The sequence below is a fragment of the Vreelandella sp. 162(4c) genome (assembly GCF_058152265.1).
Window position 1 is genome coordinate 2737085 of sequence record NZ_CM176981.1, and the last position, 13831, is coordinate 2750915.

11 protein-coding genes are annotated in these 13831 nt (G+C 49.7%); 2 read left to right on the top strand and 9 right to left on the bottom strand.

Annotated features, from left to right (window positions below; translation table 11 throughout):
* Positions 1–11: 11 nt before the first annotated feature.
* The 9 genes from AC4EYZ_RS12615 to AC4EYZ_RS12655 all read right to left on the bottom strand — a co-directional run bounded on the left by AC4EYZ_RS12615 (position 12) and on the right by AC4EYZ_RS12655 (position 10460).
* Positions 12–1469, bottom strand: coding sequence for a benzaldehyde dehydrogenase (locus tag AC4EYZ_RS12615; protein ID WP_022521191.1), 1458 nt, complete (start codon positions 1467–1469; stop codon positions 12–14).
* A 279-nt stretch (positions 1470–1748) separates the two neighbouring features.
* The gene (locus AC4EYZ_RS12620; RefSeq protein WP_009286254.1) at positions 1749–2807 is read right to left on the bottom strand and encodes a hypothetical protein; all 1059 of its coding nucleotides are present in this window, start codon (positions 2805–2807) and stop codon (positions 1749–1751) included.
* A 31-nt stretch (positions 2808–2838) separates the two neighbouring features.
* A complete protein-coding gene (locus AC4EYZ_RS12625; RefSeq protein ID WP_009286253.1) occupies positions 2839–3843 on the bottom strand; it encodes a SphA family protein in 1005 nt (334 codons plus the stop codon).
* A gap of 440 nt (positions 3844–4283) precedes the next feature.
* Entirely contained in the window at positions 4284–5261 is a 978-nt protein-coding gene (locus tag AC4EYZ_RS12630; protein ID WP_022521192.1) for a helix-turn-helix domain-containing protein, read from the bottom strand.
* A 254-nt stretch (positions 5262–5515) separates the two neighbouring features.
* Complete coding sequence (locus AC4EYZ_RS12635; RefSeq protein WP_022521193.1) at positions 5516–6139, bottom strand: isochorismatase family protein; 624 nt, start codon at positions 6137–6139, stop codon at positions 5516–5518.
* A 54-nt stretch (positions 6140–6193) separates the two neighbouring features.
* Positions 6194–7552, bottom strand: coding sequence for a TRAP transporter large permease (locus AC4EYZ_RS12640; protein ID WP_022521194.1), 1359 nt, complete (start codon positions 7550–7552; stop codon positions 6194–6196).
* Positions 7545–8171, bottom strand: coding sequence for a TRAP transporter small permease subunit (locus AC4EYZ_RS12645; RefSeq protein ID WP_022521195.1), 627 nt, complete (start codon positions 8169–8171; stop codon positions 7545–7547). Before AC4EYZ_RS12645 ends, AC4EYZ_RS12640 begins: the two co-directional genes overlap by 8 nt.
* Before the next feature lie 2 nt (positions 8172–8173).
* Entirely contained in the window at positions 8174–9256 is a 1083-nt protein-coding gene (locus tag AC4EYZ_RS12650; protein WP_022521196.1) for a TRAP transporter substrate-binding protein, read from the bottom strand.
* Positions 9257–9515: 259 nt separating this feature from the next.
* Positions 9516–10460 carry an IS5 family transposase gene (locus tag AC4EYZ_RS12655; RefSeq protein WP_022519777.1) on the bottom strand — a complete coding sequence of 315 codons (945 nt, stop codon included), beginning with the start codon at positions 10458–10460 and terminating at the stop codon, positions 9516–9518.
* Positions 10461–11379: 919 nt separating this feature from the next.
* On the opposite strand from AC4EYZ_RS12655, the gene AC4EYZ_RS12660 reads away from it, so the two are divergent.
* Both AC4EYZ_RS12660 and AC4EYZ_RS12665 read left to right on the top strand, forming a co-directional pair.
* Entirely contained in the window at positions 11380–12882 is a 1503-nt protein-coding gene (locus AC4EYZ_RS12660) for an SLC13 family permease (RefSeq protein ID WP_027958952.1), read from the top strand.
* A 113-nt stretch (positions 12883–12995) separates the two neighbouring features.
* Positions 12996–13817, top strand: a complete 822-nt coding sequence (locus AC4EYZ_RS12665; protein ID WP_022521198.1) for a 3-oxoadipate:acetyl-CoA acetyltransferase — start codon at positions 12996–12998, stop codon at positions 13815–13817.
* The last annotated feature ends 14 nt before the right edge of the window (positions 13818–13831 follow it).

A 13831-nucleotide genomic window follows, 5' to 3' on the forward strand; every position in this document is an offset into this window, starting at 1 on the left:
TTCATTGAGCGCTAGAAGGGATACTGGATACCTTGTTCCATAACACTGACCCACTGGGTGGTGGTGAACTCATCCAGGTTTGCGGGGCCACCGAAGCGACCGCTGGTACCTGAGCGGCCCATGCCACCGAAGGGTACCTGGAATTCGTTATTCACAGTCTGATCGTTGATATGCACCATCCCCACGCGGATGCGCTCGGCGAAGCGTTGGGCACGTTCCGTGGAGGCAGAATGAATGGCAGCGGCGAGTCCGTAGGGCGAGGCGTTGACCAGGGCGATGGCTTCTTCGTCACTATCGAAGAGTGTTATCGGCGCCACTGGACCGAAAATCTCCTCGCCAAAGGCAGGCATTTCTGGCGTCACGCCGCTAAGAACCGTGGCTTCAAAGAAGTTGCCATCGCGTTTACCGCCAGCGACAACGTTAGCACCCATGGCCACAGAGCGGTTCACGATCTCTTCAACGCGGCGCGCTTGGGTCTCGTTGATCAACGGGCCGAGGTGTACCTGCTGTTTCCAAGGATCACCCGTGACTAAGCGCGTGGCCCGCTCGGCGAGTTTGTTCATGTACTTGTCCGCCACTGAACGGTGCACTAAGTGCCGTCCTGCCTGCATGCAGATTTGACCCTGGTGGAGAAAAGCCCCCCAGGCTGCGGAAGAGGCAGCGGCATCTAAATCAGCATCGTCCAAAATCACCATCGCGTTGTTACCGCCAAGCTCAAGGGCGCATTTCTTGAGCATGCGCCCACACGTCTCGCCGATTTTCTCGCCAACGGCGGTAGAGCCCGTAAAGGAGATCATGCCGACATCCGAGTGTTGAACCAACGCCTCACCCACCTCGGGCCCACCTGGTAGTACGTGGAACACGCCCTCCGGCAAGCCAGCTGCTTCTAGAACCTCGGCCATCAAAGCACCTCCACAGATAGCGCTCATTGGGGCTGGCTTCAGGATCACACAGTTGCCCATGGCTAAGGCAGGAAAGACCGAGCGCATGGCTAAGAGGATGGGGAAGTTCCAAGGAGCTATAACCCCCACTGTGCCAATGGGTACCCGCTTCCAGTAATTGCGACGACCTGGCATGCTAGAAGGGAAGATCTGTCCGTTGGGTTGCATGGGGAGTGCTGCGGCCATCTGGGCCTGTTCATAGGTAACCTGCAGTTCCCATTCAGCCTTGGCTGCTGTAGAGCCGCACTCACGAATATTCCAGCGATTGATTTCTTCGGCCCGCTCTTTGAGCAGGGCGGCGGCCCGGCGTAGGATCTCTGCTTTTTGATCGAAAGGTAACGTGGCCCAATGTTGCTGAGCTGAGTTAGCGATAAGTGCAGCGCGACCTACGTCTACGGGAGTAGCCGTCTGAACTTTAGCGAGGACTTCGCCGGTGGCGGGTCCAATTACGGCAGCCTGAGGCCCTTCAGCAGTTTGCCACTGTCCCAGGTAAATTTTGTCTTCCCAGATGGGTGAAGTCTCATTCATGTAAATATTCCTTATTGTATTTGCGAGTGTAATGACTAACTGAGATGGCTTTAATTCGGAAACAACTGATATGCTGATGTGGAAATATAACTGTTCTAGGAAGTAGGCCAATTGAGGAGAAAGGTAGACGAAATATTATTTGGTGTTTCTGTACTACGTGTTTCTGTACTACGTGTTTGTGGCTGCCGCAAAAAATCATTGTTTTACTGGGATAAGGGGCAAGTCAGCAACAATATCTTATTCTAAGTTCTACTTATGCTTCATTGCCCCCGAAGTCTCCTAGTCTAAAGCCCCTGCCTTCTTCTCTAATTCGTCAACAAAATTATCTTCACTGTTACTTTTTTTACTAGAAGCTGCTGCCTCCAGGGCTGCATGGTATGGACAGCCAATAAATTTGGGGTCGTCCTTATATTGTTGAGCAAAGTGTTCAGGAAAGCGTCCATCCAGATCCTTTATCTCGCTCCGAATACTTTTTTTCTCTTCGCTTGACATCCGCAATCTTTCTTCGATATAGCTTTCGGTTGGGTCGTCAGCGTTTTCTTCCATCTGCCAGAAAATATAGCCCATAAGCTTCGGGAGAATCTCCGCAGCCATTGGGTCGGGTGGGTCGATACCGAGCGTTTTTAGCGTAGTGGGTAGCGACATGGCCCTAATTAGCTGATGGCCAAACCAGTGAAGCGGGGGTGGAAAAAACCTGAAAACAAACTGCTCATAGATAGCATTAGCTACCAAGTTGGCTCGCTCGGGTGTCGGCCTAGGAGTGTTTTCATACTGCTCACAGAACTCTACTAGCTCTTCAAAACTATTTGGATAGCCTGTGATGGGTTGACCGTTTTCTGCATAAAAAAGTTTAGACATGTCACGCCAAAAAAGGTGAGCCGCTATTTTCTCTTTTTCAGATATACCAGGGGCCCCCATCTTCAGTTTTAGGCGATGCATTGTGGTTGCAGAAAACGCCAACGTATAGATGTAATCTTCATTATAGGAGAATGCGCCAGGGTACTTTTTGGCCCAATAAACATGAAGCTTATTTATACTCTCAATAGATTTGAGAGTTCTCTCATCGTTAGGGCCATAGAACCACCAAAGAGCATTGGCACTGCCCGTCTGCTCAACCCGCGAGGTGGATTGGTGAAGTACTTTCCCTCCATCTTCACGCCAGACAGCTTTTGACCCCCAGTCCGTTACGATAAAGTTGGGGAAGGTCAATGCATAAATAAAATTTTGCATGAAGTCATTCAAGCGATAACTGCTTGAAAGTCTCCATATTTCGATGTAATCTTTATAGGGATCGAGGCTCTCGATCTTATCTGCGATCCATTTTTTTGGCTTATTCATAGCTTTACACCTCGTGGTAGATTCATTTTAATTAAAGTGGATACGCTAAGCGCGCTTGGACTGAGAAGTCGTTTTTTGCGCGATTTTCGACTTCTGTCTCGTGATATACGTTGAACCAAAGCCATGGCCCTTTGGTGTTTTTCCACAATAGCCCTGGTCCAATGCCTAATACCTCCTCTCGCGAATCTTCAAGACGTTGTCCATTGACTTTGTCGTCCTCCAGTTGCTTAAAGTAGTATCCATTTAAGCCAACTGACACGTTCGGAATGACTTCATAAGAGGCGGCGAAGTTTGACCAGGCGGCTTGGCCTGCTTGGGTATCGCGAACTGGATCACCATTGAACAGCTGGTAGGTACTGCTGGCAGGATCGCTGTTTTTGAAGTTGTATAAATAATGCAGCCTCCAGCTCATTTCCCAACGCTCAGCAGGCATCCACGTTGCCGCCCAATAAGGGTTTATCGAGTAAAAATTTGAACCGGGATTAAAGTCTTTAGTCTCATCGTATTCACCTATAGGCAACGAAACATCAAGCGCCAAACGCTGAACGAACGTAGGCCGTCCCTGAGCGTCGACTATTGGATCAAACTGAACCATTGGGCCAAGAGATATATCTCCAAAACCTGTGCCGTTGTCTTTTAATTGAGGGCCTTTAGCCCCAAAATCAGCATCGAGTGAAACGATTGGTAGAATGATGCTCCAGCCTAAATGCCCTCCTCTCCCAATTGTTTTTGGTGAGTAGTAAGTAAATTGATTTACTAAAGTGGTGGCACTGAACTCTGGGTTATCAAAAACCTTATTATCATTGCCATCGTTATCGCGGAAAGACGTTGCTCTACTGTGCTGTAAGTAAATATTGTGATTAAGTCCAGGCGGCCCAGCGAAGCCGTCATAGAAACTGGTATTACCAAGGTTTATGCCACCTGGCTGACTAACGGCAGGTGGGGGTGGACCATTTGCCGCCAAGGCAGAAGAACATACCAGGGCAAATAGAGACGACGATATTATTGCACGTGCGTACATGGGAGCTTTATTCATACATCAAGGCCTGTTGTTGTTATAGTGTTTTTGGGTGTTTAAGTTTTAATGCAGAGGCCTAATGCCTCTGTTGCACCTGACTTTAGGAGAGAAAAAAGATCGTGTCTTGTCTGAAAGCGACATATTTGAACAGCTGTGCCATTACGACATTTCATGAGTCGTAGCGTATGCGAGTTACTTAAAGTTCAAGCTCATGGCCCCCCCTTTGCAAGATACGGGGAGGCATTTTTGAAGGTGATTATTGAAAGCAAGAGGGGTGGGCCTGGAGCTCTGCCAACTGTCAAACAACATATTGTCCGAGAATACGATGGTTAGCCTGTGTTGAGCGAGGAGGGCTTCGAAAGTAGCTCGGCTCATAGCAATGGGTAGCCGATAGAGATGAGTGGGTTTGCTTAATAGCTTTTCGTTAATTTTGTTAAGTAAAATTAAGTTTTGAAATATCAGCCGGCCCTGGCTGAATCGCGAAAGACTCGCGGTGAAACGCCATAAGAAGCTTTAAATGATCTGCTAAAGTGTGCACTACAGGTAAAACCCCATTTATGTGCTACATCACTAATCGTGCGCCCTATGCTATTTGGGTCTCGAAGGTCTTCTGCACAGCGGGTTAAGCGGCGCTGCCAGATATACTCACTTAAACTACACTCACTTTCATCTTCAAATGCGCGATGAAGGGTTCGTGTAGAGCACTGCGCAATCTGGGCTATTCGCTCTACGGTTAATTCATGGCTAGAAAGGTTCCTATCAACGAAATCTTTTATCCAGTTTTTCTTAAATAAGCGCGGGTTATGCTCAAGCTCTTCTTCCTTGTTCTTGTTTTCAACCGTGTTCTGGAGCAAGGAAATAATACTTTTGCCTAGCGAACAGGATGTGGCATCGTTCAGGAGAGGGTACTGTGTATAGGCGTCGACAATAAAATTATGGAGCATTCGGCCTAGTCCATTCCGATTATTTATGCGTAAATCTTTTGGGATGGTGGCAGGCGTGCCAAGATCGCCACAAAGAAGCATTAAATACTCACAGTTTTTGGTACTTGTAACAGTGAAATGTCGGCCACAGTCTAGAAAGAGGAGGTCTCCGGGAGTGAAGGTAGAGCTTTTACCACTTTGTTCAACCTGGCTCACTCCGCCCATTTGTAAAACCAGCAACCCAGGGTGAGCATCCCGATATGCGGTTTTATTAATGCGTCGAGAAAATCGGTGAGGGCTGCAAACCATTCTGCAGAATTGCAACTCACCAAGCGCGCCGTATTCAAGTCGTCCCTTGAATGGTTCTTTGTATAGTGGTGAAACCGAAGTACTTTCCAATCGCCGGATGCGTTCCGGGGTTTTCCCCAGATGAATACTCATGACATCTTGCCATTCTTTAAGGCGTTTAGTATGGCTGAAATGCTCTGTGCTAACGCTGGAAAAATGTCTCATGGTGCGCACTCATTTTGTGTGAGGTGGCTATTAAAAAGTACATCCTTAGCTTTAGGCTGGCCCATTGCAGCAGTTGCTGGCGGCTATACGGTATTCAAGAATATTAAGCGCTCTAAGCGTTGATGACCCCCCGGGAGCGTCAGTGCAGGGGCAGCAGCAATAATAGTAATAGGGAGGACCTTGTTGAAACTGGTTTTTTGGCTTCTGCCTTCATCCCCTTTTTTTAATTCATGAACAGCAATATATTGTTTGCTTCAAAGTCTTTCTATGACTTCATCAGTCGATGCAATCTCAGCAACACAGAATGAAAGGCTTGTTAGTGTCGCCTTTTGGACATCTTCGGCACTCATAGCACCGGCACCCAGGTCTGGATGGTACATGGTACCGGTAGCGTCCGAAACAAAAATGGTTTTGTAGTCTCTGAACTGAGCACCTCGAGCAGTCGATTCACAGCACATGTTGGTAACAGTGCCAGTAATAACAAGCGTATCAATCCCTCTGTTTCTAAGCTGAGTTTCAAGATCCGTGTTGTAGAAAGCACTGTAGCGATGCTTTTTGATGACAAGCTCTCCTTCTTGAGGAGCGATGTCAGGGTATATTTCGGTACCTGGTGTGTTATCAACAAGAGCTTCTTGGCTGTCGATAGGCGGCCAGAAACCTGACATCAGCCCCATGTCGCCACGATCTTTTCCGTGCACATGAGTTGTGTAAATTACCGTGGCGCCCTTTTTCCTGCAGACATCTATCAGTTTCTTGATATTCGGTACAGCTTTAGTAGCCATGGGTACACACATCGGTGCACCTGGCTTAACAAAATCATTTTCCATGTCAATGACAAGAAGAGCAGTTTTTGTGGGGTTGTTTAGTTCAAATTTCATTACTCATTCCTTCTTAAATGTCTATGGGCTAAATAGGAAATAGTGTCGAAGGAGTCATGGCAACAAACCAGGTAACCAGAGCGCTATTGCAGGGAAGAATATGCACAGAGCCAACCCAGTGATCTGAAGAAGGACGAACGGGATGATCGAACGATAAATAGTGCCGATTCCGATCTTACCTTCCGTAATTCCCTTAAGGTAGAACAGCGCATAGCCAAAGGGCGGTGTGAGAAAACTCGTTTGTAGGTTTATGGCGACCAAAATGGCAAACCAAATCAGAATGGCTTGACTGCTTAGTCCCAACCCGAAATCCAGTATTTCTACCACCGGAGCCACTAAGGGGAGAACCACGAAGCTGATCTCAATCCATTCCAGAAAGAAACCAAGCACAAAGATCAAGCCCATGATCAGCAGTAGCAAACCATAGGGCCCAAGCCCCGTACCAGTGATCAAGGCCTCGATCATGTAATCACCACCCAACCGCTTGAAGACGACAGAAAAACTGGTAGCACCGATCACGACGAACAGAATCATCGCCGATGTGCGGGCGGTCTCCTGTACGGTTTTACTAAGTGTGTTCCAACTAATACTGCGCATCAGCAGCGCAAGGATCACACTGCCCAGTGCACCGATTGCCGCCGCCTCCGTCGGTGTAGCTATCCCTGCCATGATTGAACCCAGTACGGCGAAGATCAACACGCATGGGCCAAACAGGTCCCGCGCCAAGGCTAACATGAGAGGAGATGTGTCGGTGTCAGTGGCGTCGAGGTCCGGCAGCGGCGCCCAATGGGGCTTGATACGAGCGATGATCAATAGGTAAGCAACATAGAGGGCGCCGAGCAACAGCCCGGGAATTAGTGCGGCTTTGAACAAGTCTCCTACCGATACTTGAAGTATCGAGCCCATGAGAACCAGCATGATGGAAGGTGGGATGAGAATCCCAAGCGTACCGGAAGCCGCTATCACCCCACAGGCCATCTCCGGGTGATAACCTTGCCGCATCATCACGGGTAACGCTAGAAGGCCAAGCATAACCACTGACGCACCAATAATGCCCGTACTGGCAGCCATCACTACGCCCAGAATAGCTACAGAAATGGCGAGTCCACCGGGCGTCCGCCCGAATACACGCTGCAAGGTTAGTAGCAATCGCCTCGCCACGCCGGAACTCTCAAGCATTAGGCCCATAAACACGAAGAGCGGGATGGCGATCATCAACCAATTCTCGACCACACCACCGTAGATACGTGATCCTACTGTGGCCAAGAAAGGAACGGGAATGCCGCCGATGAAGGCGAAAATAATGCCTAGCCCGCCTAACAGGAACGCTACAGGATAACCGGTAAAAATACCGGCCAGCAGCGATACCACCATCAACATCGCCAAATAATATTCACTGATGAATTCAGCCATTGTTGACCTCGTGATCTGTCTCCGCTTTTCGCGGGTCAAGGATGATGGTTAGCTTCTCGAATACTTGACCAAGGGCTCCCAAGGCTAAGAAAACCAGAGAGATGGGAAGTATGGCCTTGATCAGATAGCGATCCGTGAGTCCCCCGTAGTTCGATTTCTCCCCTGTCAAGAAGGACATCGTCACGAAGTGCTTAGAAAGCCAAGCGACCAGTAGACAAAAGGGAATCAGCAACACCAAGTGACCGATCACATCAACCATGGCGCGATGACTAGGCGATAAGCGGTGATAAATCAGATCGACACGCACATGGGTATCGTGATGTAGGGCGTAGGTGCCTCCGAACAGTGTCAAGACACCGAAAAGGTGCCACTGAAGCTCAGTGATGCTGTTGATGGTCAGGGCATTTCCGAAAAGGAGCACCTTATCGTTCCAGCGAGCAATCTCGTTGATGCCAGTAGCGTTGAGCAGTACGGTCAACAGGACAGCCGCCATCACCAGCAATACCAGCCAGCTGGTGACGCGACCTACCAACAGCCCCAGCCCGACCAAGGGTCGAGACAGGGCGGAAGAGACCGCAGCGCCACGCTCACGCCAAGGGGCGAGAGGGGCCGTAGTCATAGTCAGTCCCCTTGGACATCTGTTTTGCTAGGAAGGGTTTGGAGGTCATGCCACTGCTGCATCTTTTCGGCATGCTCTATTAGTGATGTGTACGCTTCGTCGAACTCGGGACTCTCAGCCATTAGTTCGCTGCGCACTTCATCCCAACTATCGTGTAGGGCATTGAGAACCTCATCAGGGAATCGGCGGATCTTGACGCCACTCTCTTCCAGTTCACGTAGCGTCTCTACCTGGGCCGGGATCACCTCATCAGCCTCTTTCTGGATATTGGCCTGACAAGCGGTACTGATCTGCCCACGCTGAGCATCGCTGTATCCGTCCCAGACGCTCTGGTTGATGAGCAGTGCAAGCCAGCCTGCCCCTTGCTGCCAGCCGGGGAAATAGTAATACTCGGCAATCTCGTCCAAGCCCATCGCACTATCAACTTGGGGAATCGAGAACTCGGCGGCATCAACCCGACCACGCTCAAGCGAGAGGTAGACTTCGTTCCCGGGAATCAATTGTGTTGAAGCGCCGAATTTGTTTAGAACCTGTGCGCCCAGCCCAGAGATTCGCATCGACAGGCCGTTCAAGTCATCGGTGCTGTTGATTTCCTTGTTGAACCAGCCGCCTGGCTCTTGGGGTAGGTAGGAGCAAGCCAGGAACTTGACGTTATAAGGGTCCAGCGCCTTCTGCAACAGCTCGCTTCCTTCGCCAGCAGACGTCCAGGAGAACACTGCCTCTGCGGGTGGGCTAAAGGGTAGAGCGCCATAGAGATTGGCAATGGGCAAGTTGCCGGAAAGATAGGCGATGCTGGTCCAGCCGGCGGGGATGGCACCAGACGAGACAGAGTTGAAGATCTCAAACGGAGGTACGAGTTCGCCCGGATCATGGACGGCGAACTCAAACTCACCTGACGACATCATTTTGATTCTTTCGGAGATGTTCTTGGCGCTCTGGCCAAACAGGTTCTGAGTAGAGTAGGCGCTCGCGACATCTAGCCTTTCGCTGGCGTGTGCAGTACCTACTGCTGCCGCCGCTATAGCGGCTGCCAGCGGGATAATGCGTGCGGTGGTTGTTAAGTGTCCAAGGCTCTTTGTAGTCATCTCATTACCTTATTTTATGTTTGAGTATGTTTGTTAGCCTTGAAAGGGTCACAACCGCTGCAATCTAGAGCAAATACTTAATAGGTTTAAAGGCATGCCTTAAAGGTTTGTCTTATTTAGGGAAGGTCTGAATAACTGCCGATATTCATCAACGCTTACTTGAGCCTACAAAAAATCGAAAATTTAGACACTCTTCTCCCTTTCTTTGTGTATTTTTGCTCCTTTCCCGCTCATTGAGCGGGAAAGGAGCGCAATCGCCCTATTCCCATAGGTATTTCTCACTGATCAGCAGGTTGCTGAACGCCGCCAGCAAGTGCAGGCGCTGAGTGTTTTTGGCCAGTCCACGATAGCGAGCCTTGCCATAACCAAAAACTTGTTTGATGTACCGAAAGGGGTGCTCCACCTTGGCACGGATACTGGCTTTGATGTTTTCGACTTTCTGTCGCCTGGCATCTAGCTTCTTGCGGGTGCCAGGCCGTTTGGCAATATACCAAGAGATATCGTTGCGGTGCTTGTGCTCGTCGCGTTTTTGAATACCCAGGTAACCGGCATCACCGAAGACGCGTTGCTCTTCACCGTGAAGGAGCTTATCGGCAGGCACAATGTCATGGACATTGGCAGCCGTGGTCTCGATGCTGTGAATCAACCCAAGCTTATCGTCGACACCTATATGCATTTTCATGCCAAAGTGCCAAGAGCTACCTTTTTTAGTCTGGTGCATTTCCGGATCGCGCTCGCCTTTTTTGTTTTTGGTGGAACTAGGCGCAGAGATGATAGTGGCATCGACAATGCTCCCTTCGCGCAGCATCAGGCCATTTTTCTCTAGGTGGTTGTTCACTTCCTGGAACAGCACCTTGCCAAGGCCGTGGTGTTCCAGAAAATGGCGAAACTTGAGAATCGTGGTTTCGTCCGGCAATCGGTCTAGTTTCAAACCGGCGAATTGGCGCATGGACTCGATCTCGTAGAGGGCGTCTTCCATGGCCGGATCGCTCAAGTTGTAAAACAACTGCATGCAATGGACGCGGAGCATGGCAGACAACGGATACGGAGGCCGCCCGCTCTCGCCCTTGGGGTAATAACGGACTACCTTCTTCTCCAGCTGCGTCCAGGGGATCAGCTTGTCCATCCGCTCCAGAAAGAGTTCGCGGCGGGTCTTTCTCTTCTTGTTCTGGTACTCGGCTTCGGAGAAGGTGATTTGATCCATGGCAGCACTGAATCCTATGCAGTTGACGATAGCCGTATTATCACTGATGGCAGTGACTTTTTCAGAGCTTCCTTAGTATTTAGAATACTCTTACATGAAAAGCTTCCTTTTAGACGAATAAAATCACGATCTCTGTGCTTTGAATGAAAAATTATCGTGTAATGAACTTATAAAATAATACTTTAGTCCTTTATGCTAAAGATTTATTTTTCACTGTAATACAAATTCAAGGACGGTTCATTCTTCTGATCCAAGGGGGCTCATAGGTTTTTTCGATTAAATCCTGTGCTGTTATATAGTAGCTTTTATTTGCAGCTGTTTTCGCGCGAGGGCGGAGAGGTTAGATGTGTTGGGAATCTAGCCACTTTGGATTGTTCTGTCATCAACGGTCATGCGGTATTACCATTAGTCCAACTCTGGGGGTGTACGGTTTAAATCATGCTATTGCACTCACAACGTCTCTAGAATACTCCGCGTCTTATCTCCGATCTGGTGTGCCCAAGGTTTGCGGATGCTGTGTGACTAGTTACTTCGTCTGGTTTCCGTTGACAAACACGGTGCTATTGTCAGTTTTCGATTCGTGTTTCTTACCACCCCATACTCGTTAATGTACTTCCAAGTTCCCGGCGACCGGCCATCGAAAGATAACGACATCTACAGTGTCATTTATTGGTCGCACATTACCCAATGTGAAAAAAGTTGGATTCCCCGTAAGCCTGCGTTTTGAAAATGTGCCTCACCAATGAGTGTGACAACTAAATAACGGCTAAATTTCTGTTTTTTATCGTTACATAGGCATTTTTGCAGTCTTGACTCATTGATCGGTTGGGTATAGGTAACAACCCGATAAGTATTGGAATCAGTGAACCCGAGCAGTAACACTCACCTGCACTGTTATTGCTCTGCGGGTAAAATGATCATGTCGCAAACCACCGTGGCCGTTGAACAAACGCCCTACGCTGAAGCTTCTGCTTTCAAACCAATCTCGCTCGTCATGGGCATTGTCATTGGCTTGGGTGTTTTCTTCCTTTTACCCGAAACGCTAGCCTTCAACGCTCGTCTTGTAGCAGGCATTGCTATGCTGATGGCCACCTGGTGGATGACAGAGGCGATTCCCATTCCTGTCACGTCGCTGTTGCCGCTTGTACTGTTCCCTTTTTTCGATATTGCCTCGGTCGGAGCGACCGCCTCGCCCTATGCTCACAGCATTGTCTTTCTAGTATTGGGTGGCGTACTGCTGGGCTTGGCAACGCAGCGCTGGAATTTACATCGTCGCTTCGCGTTACTGACGGTGCTCACCGTGGGTACTAAACCCGCTCAAATTGTCTTCGGTCTGATGTTCGCAAGCTGGTTCATCACCATGTGGGTGAGCAATACAGCAACCGCAGTGATTATGGTGCCAATCGGTGTCTCGATCATTGCGTTAGTGAAGTCGCTGGGTAACGGTGATGACACGCCCAAGTTTTCTGCTGCTGTGCTACTGGGCATCGCCTATGCCATCACCATCGGCTCCATGGCGACGCTGATCGGTCAGCCACCGATGGCGCTAATGCGCGCCTACATGGAAGACACTCACGGGCTTAGCATCGGTTTTGGTCACTGGATGCTGGTAGGTGTGCCTTTCTCATTCACTATGCTGATGCTGGCTTGGCTAGTCCTGAACAAACTGGTGTTCCGCTCGGAAGTTGAGAATATTCAGGGAGGCCGAGCGATGATAGAGACAGAACTCAAGGGTATGGGCCGACTATCGCCTGAAGAATCACGTGTATTGATGGTCTTTGCTGGGGCAGTGTTCTGCTGGGTATTTTTGCCATTAATCGCGCAATTTCCATTTGTGCAGAATGCGCTGCCTTGGCTCTCCAACATCAACGACACCAGCGTGGCGATTCTCGCGGCAATTCTAATGTTTGTAATTCCTGCTTCTAGAGGAAAAGGGGCATTGCTGGCGTGGTCGGCTACGCGGGACGTGCCTTGGGGAGTACTGATTCTATTTGGTGGTGGCCTAACACTTTCAGCCCAGTTCACCGCCACCGGTTTAAGCGCCTGGGTTGGCGAGAGCGTATCGGGATTGTCGGGACTGCCCCTAATTTTGATTCTAGCCATCACCGCTATCGTGATTATCCTATTGACCGAGCTAACCAGCAATACGGCGACGGCAGCTGCCTTCTTCCCCATCATGGGATCTATCGCCGTTGGGCTGGGCATTGAGCCCTTCCTGATGACCATCGTGGTTACCTTTGCCGTGAGCTGCGCCTTCATGTTGCCAGTCGCAACACCTTCCAACGCGGTGGCTTTCGCAACAGGGGATCTTCCCATCAAAAGCATGATTCGGGCAGGTATTTGGCTCAATGTCATCGGTTTGTTAGTGATCATGGTCGCGCTCTACACCATTGTTCCTCTGGTTTTCGATGTCTCTTTCTAAAATATGACGAACAACATCATTGGCAGTGATTTCGATTTGACGCTAATCAGTATCCAGTCTATTTTGTTCGCAATGCAAATTTATGTTCGCAATAAGAACAGAGAGAGGTGTTTATGTCTCAACCCTGCATTATTTGCGTCGCTATTACCGGCAGTCTGCCGCGTAAAGAGAACAATCCAGCCGTGCCGATTACGGTGGATGAGCAGATTGAAAGCACCCAGGCGGCGTTCGAAGCAGGAGCTGTCATTGCTCACTGCCACGTGCGCAACGATGATCAAACACCTTCCTCCGATCCCGAGAAGTTTGGTCGTTTGATGGAAGGGCTCAAGAAGCATTGCCCTGGTATGATCATTCAATTCTCAACTGGCGGGCGTTCCGGCGCAGGGGAGGCACGTGGCGGGATGTTGCCATTGAAACCTGATATGGCCAGCCTGTCGGTGGGGTCCAACAATTTCCCTAATCGTGTTTACGAGAATCCGCCGCAGTTGGTGGAGTGGCTTGCAGAGGAAATGCTCAAGTACGGTATTAAGCCCGAAATTGAAGCGTTTGATCTGTCGCATATCCATCAAGCGGTGGCGCTTTCCAAACAAGGCAAGCTAAAGACACCGCTCTATGTGCAGTTTGTGATGGGCGTTAAGAATTCAATGCCAGCGGATAAGCCAACGTTTGATTTCTATATCGAGACGCTCAAGCGCTTGGCGCCAGAGGCTCAGTGGTGCGGTGCGGGTATTGGCGCCAATCAATACCTGCTTAACGAGTGGTCGATTGCGGCTGGCGGTCATACCCGTACCGGTCTTGAAGATAACGTTCGCCTGAATAGCAAAACGCTGGCACCCTCTAATGCCGCGCTGGTCGCGCGTACCGTCGCCTTATGCGAAAAATATCAGCGCCCCGTGGCTACGTGGCAGCAGGCCCGTGAGATGCTTGGGTTATAAACAGTACAAAAATA